The organism is Actinocrinis sp. (assembly GCF_035946395.1).
Taxonomy (GTDB): Bacteria; Actinomycetota; Actinomycetes; order Streptomycetales; family Catenulisporaceae; genus Actinocrinis.
The window spans coordinates 1-15374 of sequence record NZ_DASYZI010000141.1 but is presented as its reverse complement, the minus strand read 5'-3'; the positions used below and the strand labels follow the sequence as shown (position 1 = coordinate 15374).

Genomic DNA, 15374 nt, shown 5'->3' with positions numbered 1-15374 from the left:
CTAGTCGCGGGTGCGGGCCACCAACTGCGTGGGGTTGACGACGCGTAGTGCCAGGACCAGGAGCACGAGCATCGAGCCGGTGTAGACGACTGCCATCGCGTCGATGGACTGGGCGCTGCGGATGCCGGCGGAGAAGACCGCGGAGAACAGGCTGACCACCAGGGTCTGGCTGGTCGGTCCCGCGGTGAGGAAGGTGAGCTCGAACATGCCGAACGTGCGCACCAGGACCAGGATCCCGGCCGCCAGCATGCCGGGCAGCAGCAGTGGCGCGATGATGCGGCCGAGTACCGCGCGGGTCGGCGCGCCGCACATCCGGGCGGCGGCTTCGAGTCTCGGGTCGACCTGCTCGATGAACGGCGTCATGGTGTAGACGACGAACGGGATGGAGGGCACCAGGTTGGCCAGCACCACCCCGGTCAGCGAGCCGGCCAGGTGGAACTTGTAGAGCACGGTGGCCAGCGGGATGCCGTAGGCGATCGGCGGCACCAGGATCGGCAGTACGAACAGCAGCATCACCGCGCGCTTTCCCGGGAAGGAGCGCCGGGCCAGCGCGTACGCCGCCGGGACGCCGAGCGCCAGCGAGATGCCGACCACCAGGAAGGAGACCTCGAAGGTGGTCGTCATGACCTGTCCGAGGTCGAACTCGCTCCACGCGTCCGAGAAGTTCGAGCCGGTATAGCCGTGTGGCAGCCAGCCGCTGAACCAGGTGCGCGCGAACGAGTCGAGCAGCACGGTGGCGATGACGCCGAACAGGTTGAGCAGGAAGAACGCGACGAGGGCCCAGACCAGCCAGGTTCCGGGACGCATCGCCAGGGCGCGCCGGCGCCGCCGGGCGGGCGCGTCCTGCGTCAGGGTACTCATCCCTTGCCTCCCGTCGAGCCGGTGTAGAGGCGGGAGCGGATCGCCATGGCGATGCCGATCACGATCAGCATCAGCGCGGTCATCACCATGGCGATCGCGCTGCCCTGCGAGTAGTTGAACTTCTGTAGCGCCTGCTCGTAGGCCTCGATGGAGATCACATGGGTCTTGCCGTCCGGGTCGCCGACCATGATGGCGGAGGGGAAGACGGCGAAGGCGAGCACGAAGGTGAGGCTGAAGGTGGTCAGCAGTCCGGGCAGCAGCAGCGGGAAGGTGACGTGTCGGAAGCGCTGCCACCAGTTGGCGCCGAGGGTCGCGGCGGCCCTCTCCAGCGAGGGGTGGATGCCGGACAGGTACGAGTGCGTCAGCAGGAAGGCGAACGGGAACCCGCTGATCACCAGCGAGAACAGTACGCCCCAGTAGTCGTTGATCAGCGTGACCGGGCTGCCGGCCAGGTGCAGCCACCTGAGCGTCGAGTTGAACCAGCCGGCCGGTCCGAAGTATTCGAGGATGCCCTCGGCGGTCAGCACGGTGCCGAGGGTGATCGGCATGACCAGGATCGTCAGCAGCAGTCGCTTGCCGCGGAACTCCCGGCGCATCCGGTACGAGATGGGCACCGCGAACCCGACGTTGATCAGCGCCGCCGGAATGGCCAGCTTGAACGTCGTGCCGATCGAGCCGCGGGCGAACCTGTCGTCGAAGAACGCCCGGTAGGACGCCAGCGCGCCCCCGCCGGTCGTCGGCTGGAAGGAGAGGCCGAGCCCGTAGACGAACGGATAGCAGAACAGCGCGATCATCGCGAGGACGGCCGGCACGATCAGCAGCAGGGTGCGGTCGACCCCGCGCTCGGCCAGGCGGTGGCGCAGCGCGGGGCGCCGGGCGCGGGTGTCCGTCAGGGAGCTCATTCGTCGGCTCCCGGGAACACGAGCACGCGCTCGGGGGCCGCGGTCAGCCGCAGCGGGTCCCCGGGCGCGACCCGGCTCTGGGTGCGCAGGTGGATCCGGTCGCCCGCCGGGGTGAGCGCGTCGACGTGGAAGCCGCGGCCGTGGTACTCGACGATCTCGGCCACTGCGTCGAATGTCTCACTAGCAGCCGCGGCATCCGCCGCGGTGGCGCCGCCGCCCTGCGCGGCCTCGCCGACGATCGTGACGTCCTCGGGCCGGATCGCGATCTGCACCTGCGTGCCCGGCTCGATCCGGGTGCCCGCGGCCGGCTTTCCGAGCAACGAGATCCCGCGTCCGCCGGCCCGCACCCCTTCCGTGCCGACGGTGCCGGCCGTGAGGTTCAGGATGTTGCGATAGCCCATGAACGCCGCGACGTACGCGCTGGCCGGGGCCTCGTACAGCTCGGCCGGAGTGCCGATCTGCGCGACGTGCCCCGCGTCGAGCACGACCAAGCGGTCGGCCAGCGAGAGCGCCTCCTCCTGGTCGTGCGTGACGTACAGCGTGGTCAGGCCGAACTCCTGGTGGATGCGCCGGATCTCGGCGCGCATGTCCAGGCGCAGCGCGGCGTCCAGGTTGGACAGCGGCTCGTCCATGAGCACCAGCGGCGGTTCGAGCACGATCGCGCGGGCGATCGCGACGCGCTGCTGCTGGCCGCCGGAGAGCTGCCCCGGGTGCTTGTGCGCGTGCCCGGTCAGCCGCACCAGCCGCAGCGTCTCGTCGACCCGCCGGTCGACCTCGGCTTTCGGCAGCTTGCGCATCTTCAGGCCGAACGCGACGTTCGCGCGCACGGTCAGGTGCGGGAAGAGCGCGTAGTTCTGGAAGACCATCCCGAACCCGCGCTTCTCCGGGGGCAGCGTGTCGATCCGGCGGCCGTCCAGCTCGATCGAGCCGGCGGTCAGCGGCAGCAGGCCGGCGATGCTGTTCAGGGCGGTGGTCTTGCCGCAGCCCGACGGCCCGAGCAGCGCGATGAACTCGCCGCCGCGCACCGTCAGGTCGAGCGGGTGCAGTGCGACGTGCGCGCCGTACGCGCGGCTGATCCCGTTCAGCCGCAGCTCGCCGAAGCGCCCGGTCACCCGCTCGCGGGCCGGCCTGTGCGGTGTCGCCTGGGCCATTTCCTGCGTCACTTGGTCGAGCCGATGTTCTTGTCCCACAGGTCGAAGGCGGTGACCTGCGCGTCGGCGGGCAGTGAGTTCTTCATCGGGTACTGCGTCATCCAGGTGTCGAAGTCCGGCACGCCGTACTGCGCGATGACCTGCTGCGAGGACGCCGGTGCGGAGGACAGCGGCACGTTCTTGACCGCCGGGCCGGGGTAGAAGTAGCCCTTGTCGTAGGTGACGGCCTGCTGCTCGGGGGTCAGGATCCAGGCCAGCAGCCGCAGGTTCGCGATCAGCTCGTCGTTCGAGACGCCCTTGGGGATCACCCCGAACTGCGCGTCGGTGACCCAGGTGAAGGTCTGGAACTTGGCCACCTTGATCGCGGCCGGCACGGTGCCGATGGCGCGGCCGTTGATGTACCAGCCGGTGGTCGAGGCGATCATGTCGACGGTGCCGGACGCGATGTTCTTCATCGTCGCGGACGTGCCGGTCGGGTAGGTGGAGACGTACTTGTTCAGCTCGGTGAGGTACGCCCAGGTCTTCGACCAGCCGTTGACCGGGTCGGTCGGGTCCGAGTCGCCGAGCAGGTAGGGCAGGCCCATCAGCCAGGTGCGCCCGGGGCCGGAGTTGCGCGGCTGCGCGTACTGGTACTTGCCGGGGTTCGCCTTGGCCCAGTCCAGCAGCGCGTCCGTGGTGCCCGGCGGGGTGGCGACCTTCGCCGGGTTGTACTCGATCAGCGGCCCGGAGGGGTACCAGACCAGTTCGATGCCCTGGTCCTGGGCGAGGGTCGCCATGCTCGCGGCGGCGCTCTGGTAGTTGGCCATCAGGCCGGGGAAGAACTGGTCGTAGTAGGTCTTCACGTTCTGCCACAGGCTGAGCTTGATCCCGGCGGCCAGGCCGTCGGTGCCGGTCAGCACGAGGTGCGTCTGCACGTTGCCGGCCTGCTGCTGCGCCTGGATCTTGGAGGCGAGCTGCGGGGCGGTGCCGGTGGAGTAGGTCACCCCGGCCACGATCTCCGGGTGCGCCGCCCTGAACGCCTCGATGGCCGGCTTGGTCAGCGCCAGGTTCCCGGCCACGTCGAGGATGTTGATGGTGACCGGCTTGCTCGGGGTCGACGCGACGGTCGGCGGCGCCGAGCTGGCGGTGGCGGTGGCGCTGGTCGGCGCGGAGCAGGCGGCCAGGACCGGGGCCGCGGCGCCGGCGGCGGCGAGGGTGCCGAGCAGCGTGCGGCGGCTGATTTCGGGAAGCTGAGCGGACATCGGATTCCGCACCTCCTACATCGTCGTAAGGGGGTTGAGCCGTGTGCGTGCGGTGGAGTGCACTGGGTCTGGCGCCCGGGCGGCTTTGTGCGGAAGCCACCCGGGACGGCTGTTGAGTGTGCGTGTTCGGTTCAGTGCGGGTCGGGCTGCGGGTTGTGGCCCTGCCGCGCCAGGAAGTCGAAGTCGCAGCCCTGATTCGCCTGGGTGATGTGCTGCTGGTACAGCGCGCCGTAGCCGCGCTCGAACCGCGGCTCGGGCCGCCGCCACGCCGCGCGGCGGCGCTCCAGCTCCTGCTCGGGCACGTCGAGCGTCAGGGTCCTGGCCGCGACGTCGAGGCTGATCGGATCGCCGGTGCGCACCAGCGCGAGCGGGCCGCCGACGTGCGACTCGGGCGCGACGTGCAGGACGCAGGTGCCGTAGCTGGTACCGCTCATCCGGGCGTCGGAGATGCGCACCAGGTCGGTGACGCCCGCCTCCAGCAGGTACCTGGGGATCGGCAGCTGGCCGTACTCCGGCATGCCGGGCCCGCCGATCGGTCCGGCGCCGCGCAGCACCAGGACCGTCTGCGGGGTGATCCCGTATGCGGGGTCGTCGATGTTCTCGCGCAGCTCCCGGTAGGAGTCGAAGACCACTGCGGGGCCGGTGTGCTTGAGCAGGCCGGGATTGCGCGACGCGATGTACTTGATGACCGCGCCGTCCGGGGCCAGGTTGCCGCGCAGCACGGCGAGCCCGCCCTCGCGGTCGCAGGGCTCGTCGACCGAGCGGATCACGTCGGGGTTGTGGACCTTCGCCTCGGCCAGGTGCTCGGCGAGCGTGCCGCCGGCGACGGTCGGCCGGTCCGGGTGCAGCGCGCCGGGCGCCTTCGCGAGCTGCGACAGCAGGGCCGGCAGGCCGCCCGCGAAGTAGAAGTCCTCCATCAGGTACCGGCCGGACGGCCGCAGGTCGGCCAGTACCGGGACGCGGCGCGAGATCGCGTCGAAGTCGTCGAGGTCCAGCTCGACGCCGGCGCGCCCGGCCATCGCGATCAGGTGGATCAGGGCATTGGTGGAGCCGCCGAGCGCGAAGACGGTCGCGGCCGCGTCGTGGAAGGCCTCGGCGGTCAGGTAGTCGCGGATCGTGCGGCCCTCGCGGACCAGCTCGACGGCCCGGATCCCGGCCGCGGCGGCCATCCGGTGGTGCGCGCTGTCCACGGCGGGGATGGAGGCGGAGCCGGGCAGCGCCACCCCGAGCACCTCGGCGATCGAGGTCATCGTGGACGCGGTGCCCATGGTCATGCAGTGGCCGGGGGAGCGGGCCAGGCCGCGGCCGACCTCGGCCAGCTCGCAGTCGTCGATCCGCCCGGCGCGGTGCTCGTCCCAGTAGCCGAACAGGTCCGTGCCGCTGCCGAGCGTCGTGCCGCGGTAGTTGCCGCGCAGCATCGGCCCGGCTGGTACGAAGACGGCCGGCAGGTCGGCGCTGGCGGCGCCCATCAGCAGCGCCGGGGTGGTCTTGTCGCAGCCGCCCATCAGCACCGCGCCGTCCACCGGATAGGAGCGCAGCAGCTCCTCGGCCTCCATGGCCAGCAGGTTGCGGTAGAGCATCGGGGTGGGCTTCTGGAAGGTCTCCGAGAGCGTGGAGACGGGGAACTCCAGCGGGAAGCCGCCGGCCTGCCAGATCCCGCGCTTGACCTGTTCGGCCCGCTCGCGCAGGTGCATGTGGCAGGGGTTGATGTCGGACCACGTGTTCAGAATCGCGATGACCGGCTTGCCCAGGTACTCCTCGGGCAGGTAGCCGAGCTGGCTCACCCGCGAGCGGTGGCTGAAGGCGCGCATGTGGTCGCCGACGTCGCCCTCGCCGAACCAGGCCGCGCTGCGCAGCGGGCGGGGCTGCGGCTCGGGGGAGGGCGTGCGAGAGGACGTCAGAACTGCCATCGCGCACCCCAGTTGGCGAGGATGGACTCGATGTGGTCGCGCACGCCGTTCGGCAGGGTGCGCGACGGCGGCCGTACGTCCCGGCGGCAGAGCCCGAGCTGGGCCAGCGCCTCCTTGACCACGCTGACGTTGTCCGCGGCGGCGTCGGCGGCGCGCAGCTGCTCGAACGGGCGGATCAGGTCCCAGATCCCCAGCGCGCCCCGGTAGTCGTTCGCGGCCAGCATCTGGTGCATCTCCACGGCTATCACCGGCGCGACGTTGGCCAGTCCCGAGGTGAAGCCGGACGCGCCGAGGACGAAGTAGCCGGGGGCGGACAGCTCGGCCAGCCCGGCCAGCCAGACGAACCGCTCGCGCCCCGCGTCGTGCGCGACCGAAGCGAACCGGACCGGATCGGGCACCGAGTACTTGATGCCGATCACGTTCGGGCAAAGCTCGCCGAGCCGGGCGATCTGCTCGCCGGTGACGCGCGCGTCGCGGATGTAGAGCACCACGCCGAGTTCGGGCACCGCCTCGGCGATCGTGCGGTGGTACTCGGTCCAGCCCTCGCCGGAGATGTACGGGTGCACCGGCTGATGCACCATCACCAGGTGCGCGCCGCAGTCCCGGGCGTGGGAAGCCGCGGCGATGGCGGCGGCCGTGTCCAGTCCGACGCCGACGATCACGGTGGCGTGCTCGCCGACCTCCTTGATGGTGTTCTCGGCGGCGCGGCGGGCCTCTGCGGGGGTGAGGGTGTAGAACTCGCCGGTGTTCCCGTTCGGCGTCACCGCCGTGATGCCGGCGTCGACCAGCCGGCGCAGCAGCGCGCCGTGCCGGTCCCAGTCGACCGCGCCCTGCGCGGTGAACGGTGTGACCGGGATGGCGACCACGCCGGCAAGCGCCGCGCGGGCGCGTTCGACCCCCGCGAGGGCCGTGTCTGTATCATCGACGGATTGCATGCTGCTCCAAGCTCTTATCCACGGTGCGGAGCGTGTGTTGCCAGGAAGCGGTCCGGTCCGTTGCCGCGGGCCGGGCCGCTGTGTCTCGGTGCGTCCCGACCTACCGGCCGGTCCGGGCGCTGCCGAAGTTGCGGTCCACGAACGCGGCTATGTGTTCGCGCAGCAGGACCGCGGCGCGCTCGGCCGCCCCGGCGAGCACCGCGTCGAGGATCGCGCGGTGCTCGGCGGCTTCCTGCTCCCAGCTCGGCGTGCGGTCCCAGACCACGGTCGAGACCAGCGCGGTCTGGTCGCGCAGGCCGTCCAGGATCCCGACCATCAGCTCATTGCCGCAGCCGACGTACAGGGCGCGGTGGAAGTCCCGGTTGGCCATCGAGCGGTCGGCCCGGTCCGTGCAATGGTCGGCGTGTTCGAGCGACTCGGCGGCGGCCTGCCAGTGCCCTGATGCGGTGACCGGGGTACCGGCCGGTACGGCGTTGAGGGCGACGGCACGGCGCACCGCCTCCGGTTCAAGCAGCAGCCTGATGTCGTAGACGGAGTGCACGAGCGTGTCGTCCACGGTGCGCACCGTGGCGCCCCTGTAAGGGCTCATGGTCACCAGGCCCGCGCCGGCCAGGGTCTTGAGCGCCTCGCGCACCGGTGTCTTCGAGACGCCGAGCTGGGCGGCGAGGTCGTTCTCGACCAGGGCCTGCCCCGGCAGCAGCCGTCCGGTGAGGATGGCGTGCTTGAGGGCGTCCAGCACCGCCTCGGTCCGCGAGGGCACCGCGACCGAAGGTACAACGTTCGACATCTGACTCCGTTCGGTGCGCGGCGTCGGCGGCGGACCGCAACTCGGCATTGGATATTTCATATACGATGTGCGGGACGCTACACCTCAACTGTGTGCGGGTCAATCCTCTTGCGTCACTTCACTCGTTACCCGGAAGTCGCCCGAGCCCGAGGGTACGTGACGGCATTACAGCACATGCACGGGCGGCCGACCCTGAATGAGGGTGGGGTGCGACCGCCCGTGCGGATCGGGCGCTACACGGACTGCGCGCGCTCGAGGGGCCCGATCGCGTCCGATGCGTCATATATGACGTGCCATGTAAAGTATCCGTCACACGACCGGGAGTCAACGGGTCCTGAAAGTTTCGATCCGCGCGACTTCGGATCCGGCCGCGCCTTCCGGCGCCCTGCCTCGGTGTTTCGACATGTTCGATTCCGTGGCGCAGCGCTGCGGACAGTGGCGTGATTTGTGCGGTGCGTGCGTCCCCGTGAAGCCCTCACCTACATTGCGCCGTACGCCGGCGCCTGCCGCGCGCGGCCGCCGGGGGATGGCGGCCACCGGGTCACCTGGCCGCGACGCGGCCACCGAGCCACAAGGCCGCGATGCGGCCACCAGGTCACACAGGCCGCTAAGGAGTCCGATGAGACACCGTATCTCAGTACCCTCATACCTCAGGCCACCGTCCGCGCGCTCCCGCAGGGCCCTGGTCTCCGCCGTCGGCGTGACCGCGCTGCTCGGCGCGGGCGCCGCGGCGCTCGGCCTCAGCGCCAGCGCCTCCGCGGCCGGCGCGACGTGTCAGATCGCGTACGGCGTCGTGAACAGCTGGCCCGGCGGCTTCCAGGCGGGCATCACCATCACCAACGAGGGCTCGGCGATCACCTCGTGGACGCTGGCCTTCACTTTCCCCGGCAACCAGACCGTGAGCTCCGGCTGGAACGGCACGTTCACCCAGAGCGGGGCGAACGTGACCGTCGCCAGCCTGAGTTACAACGGCGCGCTGGCCACCGGCGCCAGCACGTCGATCGGGTTCAACGGCGCGTTCACCGGCACGAACACCGACCCGAGCGCCTTCACGCTCAACGGCGCGGCTTGCGCCGCCGGCGCCCCGTCGACGTCGCCGTCCGCGAGCGCGTCGCCCTCTGCGTCCCCGTCTTCGTCCCCGTCCAAGTCGGCGAGCGCGTCACCCTCGCCGTCGAAGTCGGCCAGCCCCTCGGCGAGCCCGAGCTCGTCGGCGACCACTCCGCCGCCCGGCCAGCCGAGCGTCCCGGCCACCTGCAAGTCGCTCGGCGCGACGCTGACAGCGAGCAGCGAGCTGTTCTCGTCGAGTGCTGAGTCGGCTCCGCCGGACACCTCCCGCATCCAGTCCGCGCTCAACAGCTGCGCCGGCACCGGCCAGGCGGTCGAGCTGACCGCGAGCGGGAGCAACGCGGCGTTCCTCAGCGGTCCGCTGAGCATCGGCGGCAACGAGGTGCTGCTCGTCGACGCGGGCGTGACGCTGTACGCGTCGCGCAACCCGGCCGACTACCAGATCTCGGGCGCCAACACCTGCGGCACCATCGCTTCCAGCGACAACGGCTGCAAGTCGTTCATCACCATGGCCGGCTCGGGCGCCGGGCTGATGGGCACCCGCGACTCGGCCGGCAGCCAGGGGATCGTCGACGGGCGCGGCGGCCAGGACATGCTCAACACCAGCCAGACCTGGTGGGCGCTGGCGACCGCGGCCAAGAGCGGCGGATCGCAGAACAACCCCAAGCTCGTGACCAGCAACGGCGCCAGCAGCCTGACGATCTACGACATCGATCTGGTCAACTCGCCGATGTACCACGTCCTGCTCAAGGGCGGCAGCGGGGCGACGATCTGGGGCGTGCGGATCAAGACCCCGGCCAACTCGCGCAACACCGACGGCATCGACCCGCAGGACATCAGCAACGTGCTGGTCAACGACAGCTACATCAACGACGGTGACGACTGCATCGCGATCAAGTCCGACTCCGGCACCGCGGCCAGCCACATCACCGTGGAGAACAGCCACTGCTGGGGCACCCACGGCCTGTCCATCGGCAGCCAGACGGCGGGCGGCGTCAACAACGTCACGTTCCTGAACGACACCGTCTCCGGCACCGACTCCGGCGGCATCACCAGCACGAGCAACAACGGCATCCGCGTCAAGAGCGCGTCGGACCGCGGCGGCCTGGTCACCGGGGTCACCTATCAGAACATCTGCATGACCGGAGTGAAGGACCTGCTGGTATTCGACCCGAACTACACCACGGGCAACGGTTCTTCGATCCCGAGTTTCGCCGGCATCACCCTGAACGGAGTGGTCTCGGTCAATTCCGTCTCGGGCGCCACCTCGCAGCTCGACGGTTACGACTCCTCGCACCTGCTCGGCCTGACCCTGGAGAACATCAAGCTGGACGTCACGGGCACCAGCGCGCAGTACGCGAATATCGGGGTCTACAACTCGAACATCACGGCTTCGGGCACCAGTGTCACGGTGTCCAACATCTCGGGCACTGGGAGCGTTCCCAGTTGCAGCTTCCCGTCATACCCGGCGCTGTAACGCCCGATAAAGCGCCTTCAGGGCGCTGAGATGAATGCCGGCTCTTCGAAACTCGGCCGTGACCTGTGTGCGGCTGTAGGTTCGTCCGACGCGTAGCGATGGACGAACCTGCGCCGCCGGCCACGGTTGAGTTTCGAAGAGGATGAATGCCGGATTCGCCACGCCGCGCCGCGTGGCGAATCCGGCATTCCCGTTCGACCGTGGTTGCCCGGACCGTAGCCGTGCGATAATGTCGTCCCCGGCGCGTAAGTCAGTGTACTGATCACGATCTCTGTCGCCTGACCTGCGCGAGCGCGCGCCCGACAGTGGCCGTGCGACGGGTTGAACACGGGGTGTCCTCAACTTCAGGGCCCTGACCGCGTGATGCAGTGAAATGCTCCAGCTACGCCGGTCCGACGATGAAGAAGGGCTGCATGGTGCATCCGGCCGATCTCGGCGCGCTCCCGCAGGCCGCGGCACAGAAGCACGGACAGATCCCTTTCTTTTCCGACCCGCCCTGGTCCGGACTTGAGTTCCCGGTGCGCACCATCGGCGACTTCGCCCGGGCGGTGGAGGACTACGCCGACCGCCTGTGGGGGGCCGGGATCCGGCGCGGCGCGACGGTCGCGGTGGTGAAGGCGAACCACATCGACATCCAGGCGATCGCCTGTGCGGCCGTCCGGATCGGCGCCGTTCCCGTCCTGCTCTCGGTGATGATGGAGCCCACGGAGCTGCTCACCTGCCTCGGCCGGCTGCAACTGCCCACCCTGCTGGTCGACGAGGTCGGCATCGCCAAACTCGCGTCGCATGCCAACGCGCTGCCCGCGCTGACGGACCGCACGTTCGCGCTGAACCAGCCCGGCGCGCCGTGGGCGCCCGTGCTGGACGCGCAGGCGCCGCACAAGGCGATCGCGTGCTCCGCCGACGGACCGCTGATCGTCACGCACACCTCCGGCACCACCTCGACTCCGAAGCTCGTCGCGCAGAGCGCCGACTCGCTGTACGGACACGCGAAGCCGCAGGTCATGATCGCCCGCGGCTTCGACGTGAACGGCCTGTCCGCCAAGTGCCTGTCGTTCGTGCACGCCCGCGTCTCCTCCGGGCTGATCGCCTACCTGACCGTCGGCGTCGCGTTCCTCGCCATGGCCAGCCCCGAACTCGACGACATCGAGCGGCAGCTGGTCCAGCACCGGCCGCAGTCGCTGGAGACGCACCCGAACCTCTTCCTGCGCTGGGAGCCGCTGGCCGAGCGGCCGTCGCGTCCGTTCCGCTCTATCGAGCGTTACGTGTCAACTTTCGACGCGGTTCACCCGCGCACGCTGAGGGCGCTGCTGACGGGTTCGGACCAGTCGGATCCCGTCTGGTTCCTGGCTTACGGGCAGACCGAGGTCGGGCCGGTCACCCTGCGCGTCGTGCGGCGCGCCGACCTCGACCGGTTGGACGGCTCCGCGTCGCGCGAGGTCGGCAAGCCGTTCGCCGGGATCACCGACGTACGCGTCGTCGACGCCAAGGGCCGTCGGCTGCCGGTCGGCACCGTCGGTTTCGTCGAGGCGCGCACCCCCGGCCGCGGGATATCCATCATCGGCCAGCCGCCGCTGCCGGGGCCGGACGAGTGGTGGCGGATGGGCGACGTCGGGCGGATCACCGAGGAGGGCTCGCTCGAACTGCTGGACCGGGTCGCGGACCGGGTCGACGGCGTGCCCAGCCTGCTGCGCATCGAGGATCAGCTGCTCAACCTACTGCCGCAGCTGGTGGAGGTGGTGCTGACGCCGTACCCGCACCCGCGGGACGGGCTGCTGGCCACCGTGTGCACCGCCGACGAGCTGCCCCTCGACCGGGAGTTGTGGGCGAAGGCGGCCGAGATGGCCGGCCTGCCAGCCGGGACTCCCGTCGTCCAGCGCCGCTGGGACGAGCTGCCGATGACCGGCTCGTGGAAGGTGCGCCGCCACCGGATCGGTCCGCTGATCGAGCAGCGCAGATCCGCTACATCAGCAGCCAACCGCCGTCCACGGCGAGGTTGACCGCGTTGACCGCGCGGTTCTCCAGGAGGAAGACCACCGCGTCGGTGACGTCGTCCATCGTGGTCAGCCGGGCGGTGGGAGTGTGGCCGCGCACTGATTCGAGGTGGTCGGTCCTGCCGGACCAGTAGGGGCTGTCGCCGACGATGCCCGGATGGATGGCGTTGACCCGGATCGGGGCGAGCTGGACCGCCAGGGTACTGATCATCGTCGCGACGCCGCCGTTCACGGTGGACACGGTGGTCGAGCCCGGATACGGGCGCTCCTTGGCCTGGCCGCCGAAGACGAGGACCGAGGCGTCGGGCGTGAGCCTCGGCCGCAGGGCGTGTACGACCTCTGTGTAACCGACCAGTTTCAGCGTGACCAGGCGGATCGCCGCCGCCACGTCGTAGTCGCGCAGCGGGTTGTCGTCGCGCTCGATCGCCGCCAGGACGAGGCGGTCCACCTGCCCGACCCGCGCGAGCGCCCCGGCGAGGCCGTGCGGCTCGGCCAGGTCGAGCGCCAGCCCGCGGACGGTGGGTCCGAGCTCTGACGCCGCCTTCGCGGCCCGGTCGGCGTCCCGGCCGCAGATCACGACGTCGCGCCCGGCTCGCGCGTAGTGGCGGGCGACCTCGCGGCCGAGTCCCGCGGTGCCGCCGATGACGACGACGCTGGCGCTGGGCATCGCTGCTCCTTGTTGTTCAGTGCTTTGTTATTCAGTGCTTCGGGCTTGGCCGGGGCTTTGTGTGCGGCTGTCGGCTCGTGCGCCGCTACGTGTCGGCCGATCCTGCGCCGCGGCCCCGGCCGAGTTCGAAGAGGCCTGGTTTCTCAGGTGCTCCCAGTCCCGGGCGAACCGGTACGAGTGCCGGCTCGGCGGCTGCGGCGCCTGAGTCTCCAGCCAGCGCAGCGGGCCGCGGCCGAGATTGCGGAAGCCGTGCACGCAGCCGACGCCGGCGAACGCGATGTCGCCCGGTTCGAGCTCGTAGCGCTCGCCGTCGAAGATCCCCTCGGCCCGGCCCTCAAGGAAGAAGTACGTCTCCTCGAACGGGTGGTCGTGCGGCCCGGCGACCCCGTCCGGCGCGTACTGCACCATGAACATCGTGCTCAGGCGGGCGCCGAGGTCCGCGTCGAGCATCATCTTGACCGTGATCCCGCTGTAGACCAGCAGGGCCGTGCGCATGCTCGCGGACACCGCGAGCAGCTCCTGCGACTGTTTCCCGGCGTCCATGTGCGCCGGCTCGAAGTGGCCGAAGTCGCGGGTGCGCGGGTCGCGCACGTCCAACGGGGCCGGCTCGGTGCGCGGGAGATCGGGCACTGCGACGGTGTCCCGCCCGTAGCGGGACCTGGGTTGCGGGGCGAGCATGCGTGCCCAGCGCGCGGAAGCTGCGCCCGCGTTGCGCCACGAGTGAGGCAGACCGACCGGGATCAGGCCGTAATCGCCCGGACGCAGCAGGTGCGCCGCGCCGGGCGTCTGGAGCACCGCCTCGCCGGAGAGGATGAAGAAGCCCTCTTCGAAGGACTGCGTGCGCGCCGGAATGCCGGCGCCCGAGGCCATTTCGCAGAGGCCGAATTCGGTGTGCACGGCCGCGGGCGTGCCCTCGCCGAGCGCGGTCCAGTAGCCCGTGCCGGGCGAGACGGCCGCGAAGTCCGCCTCGCCCGCGCGCCGCACGACGTGCGTCATGCCGGCTTCTTCGCGTCTTCGACCTGGCCGAGCAGGTAGTCGCGGGACGATTCGACCAGGTCGCGGGCCCGCGCGGTGTTCGCGAGCAGCCGTCCGGCCCGCTTGACGACCGCGCCGTCGACGATGACCGTGTCGACGTTGGACACGTCCGCGCACAGCGCCACGGCGGCGTACGGGTCGTGCACCGGGGCGATGTTGATGGCGCGCGCGTCGATCAGCACCACGTCGGCCCGCTTGCCCGGGGCCAGTGTGCCGGTACGGGATTCGAGGCCTGCGACGTGTGCGCCGTTGACCGTCGCGATCTGCATCATCTGCCGCGCGGTCAGCAGGCCGCTGGCCGCCTCGTTGCGCTCCCAGAAGACCGCGTTGCCGCGCGCCCGCTCGGCGGCGAAGGCCGCGCGGATCTGGGTGAACATGTCGCCGGGCACCGTGGTCACCACGTCGATCGACAGGCTCGGGCGCAGGCCGTGGTCCATCGCCGCGACGACCGGCGGCCAGCCGTGGCCCATCTGCGTCTCGACCTGCGCGGCGATCGACACCGTGCCGCCGGAGCGCGCGACCAGTTCCCACTCCTCGTCGCTGAGGTGGCAGCAGTGCACGTAGGTGGTGTCCGGGCCGAGCAGGCCCATGTCAGAGAGCTGCTTGACCATGCCGAAGCGCCCGGCCAGCCGGCCCATCGCCACGTGCACGGTGATCGGGATGTCCAGCTCCCTGGCCAGCTTCCACTCGGCCTCGACCACCTCCGGCACGCAGAACCCGGGGCCGCGGGTGGCCAGCGCCATGGTGAGCAGCGAGTCCCCGGCGGAGAAGTAGGTTTCGCGCACCCGGCGCACGTCGTCGCCCGGGATCGCGATCGTGCTCTGGAACCAGTAGTCGGACAGCGACGTGTTCGCGCTGCCGTAGGCGTACTGCGCGCGGATGCCGGCGTCGCGCAGCGCCTGGACCGCCGCGTCAGGGTGCTGCGGCGTGTTGTTGATGTGCGACCAGTCGACGAGGGTGGTGATCCCGGCGTTCAGGCACTCCAGCGCCCCGGCGAGGTTGGAGTTGTAGACGTCCTCGGCGCGGTAGTGCGGCGCGAAGGTGTCGAGGATCTCCACGAAGTAGTCGTCCAGCGTGGCGTCCGGGGCGACGCCGCGGATCGCGGTCTCCCAGGTGTGCCGGTGCGTGTCGACGAAGCCGGGGATGACGATGAAGCCGGTCGCGTCGATCACCTCGGCGTCCGGCGTGGCGCCGTTCCCGGACAGGACGGAGCCGACCGCGGCGATGCGGCCGTCCTCGACGAGCAGATCGCCGCGCGGGAAGTCGCCGACGGCCGGGTCCATCGACAGGATGTGGCCGCCGCGTATCAGGAGTCTGTTGCTCATGGGCGGGTCCTAGGGAATGCGGGG

12 protein-coding genes are annotated in these 15374 nt (G+C 70.5%); 2 read left to right on the top strand and 10 right to left on the bottom strand.

Annotation, left to right across the window (positions count from 1 at the left end; genetic code table 11):
• The 7 genes from VGS97_RS08985 to VGS97_RS08955 form a co-directional block, all read right to left on the bottom strand.
• Entirely contained in the window at positions 1-861 is an 861-nt protein-coding gene (locus VGS97_RS08985; RefSeq protein ID WP_326852839.1) for an ABC transporter permease, read from the bottom strand.
• Positions 858-1763, bottom strand: a complete 906-nt coding sequence (locus VGS97_RS08980; RefSeq protein ID WP_326852838.1) for an ABC transporter permease — start codon at positions 1761-1763, stop codon at positions 858-860. Before VGS97_RS08980 ends, VGS97_RS08985 begins: the two co-directional genes overlap by 4 nt.
• Positions 1760-2914 (bottom strand): ABC transporter ATP-binding protein, encoded by a 1155-nt coding sequence (locus tag VGS97_RS08975; RefSeq protein WP_349262056.1) that lies wholly within the window; start codon positions 2912-2914, stop codon positions 1760-1762. Before VGS97_RS08975 ends, VGS97_RS08980 begins: the two co-directional genes overlap by 4 nt.
• An 8-nt stretch (positions 2915-2922) precedes the next feature.
• Positions 2923-4155: an extracellular solute-binding protein gene (locus VGS97_RS08970; RefSeq protein ID WP_326852836.1), complete on the bottom strand. Its 1233-nt coding sequence runs from the start codon at positions 4153-4155 to the stop codon at positions 2923-2925.
• Positions 4156-4286: 131 nt separating this feature from the next.
• The gene (gene araD / locus VGS97_RS08965) at positions 4287-6065 is read right to left on the bottom strand and encodes an L-arabinonate dehydratase (protein ID WP_326852835.1); all 1779 of its coding nucleotides are present in this window, start codon (positions 6063-6065) and stop codon (positions 4287-4289) included.
• Positions 6053-7000: a dihydrodipicolinate synthase family protein gene (locus tag VGS97_RS08960; RefSeq protein ID WP_326852834.1), complete on the bottom strand. Its 948-nt coding sequence runs from the start codon at positions 6998-7000 to the stop codon at positions 6053-6055. Before VGS97_RS08960 ends, araD begins: the two co-directional genes overlap by 13 nt.
• 100 nt (positions 7001-7100) lie before the next feature.
• Positions 7101-7787 (bottom strand): GntR family transcriptional regulator, encoded by a 687-nt coding sequence (locus tag VGS97_RS08955; protein ID WP_326852833.1) that lies wholly within the window; start codon positions 7785-7787, stop codon positions 7101-7103.
• 619 nt (positions 7788-8406) lie between these two features.
• Here VGS97_RS08955 and VGS97_RS08950 point away from each other — a divergent pair.
• A complete protein-coding gene (locus tag VGS97_RS08950) occupies positions 8407-10329 on the top strand; it encodes a glycosyl hydrolase family 28 protein (RefSeq protein WP_326852832.1) in 1923 nt (640 codons plus the stop codon).
• 413 nt (positions 10330-10742) lie between these two features.
• Positions 10743-12329, top strand: a complete 1587-nt coding sequence (locus tag VGS97_RS08945; RefSeq protein WP_326852830.1) for a class I adenylate-forming enzyme family protein — start codon at positions 10743-10745, stop codon at positions 12327-12329.
• Here the strand turns inward: VGS97_RS08945 and VGS97_RS08940 are convergent.
• From VGS97_RS08940 to VGS97_RS08930, 3 genes are read right to left on the bottom strand one after another with little or no spacing between them, the layout of a single operon-like run.
• The gene (locus VGS97_RS08940) at positions 12292-12990 is read right to left on the bottom strand and encodes an SDR family NAD(P)-dependent oxidoreductase (RefSeq protein ID WP_326852829.1); all 699 of its coding nucleotides are present in this window, start codon (positions 12988-12990) and stop codon (positions 12292-12294) included. The two genes, VGS97_RS08945 and VGS97_RS08940, sit on opposite strands and share 38 nt — an antisense overlap.
• A gap of 27 nt (positions 12991-13017) precedes the next feature.
• A complete protein-coding gene (locus tag VGS97_RS08935; protein ID WP_326852828.1) occupies positions 13018-13986 on the bottom strand; it encodes a cupin domain-containing protein in 969 nt (322 codons plus the stop codon).
• Positions 13983-15350, bottom strand: a complete 1368-nt coding sequence (locus VGS97_RS08930) for an amidohydrolase family protein (protein ID WP_326852825.1) — start codon at positions 15348-15350, stop codon at positions 13983-13985. The genes VGS97_RS08935 and VGS97_RS08930 overlap by 4 nt, the downstream gene beginning before the upstream one ends.
• Positions 15351-15374 lie beyond the last annotated feature (24 nt).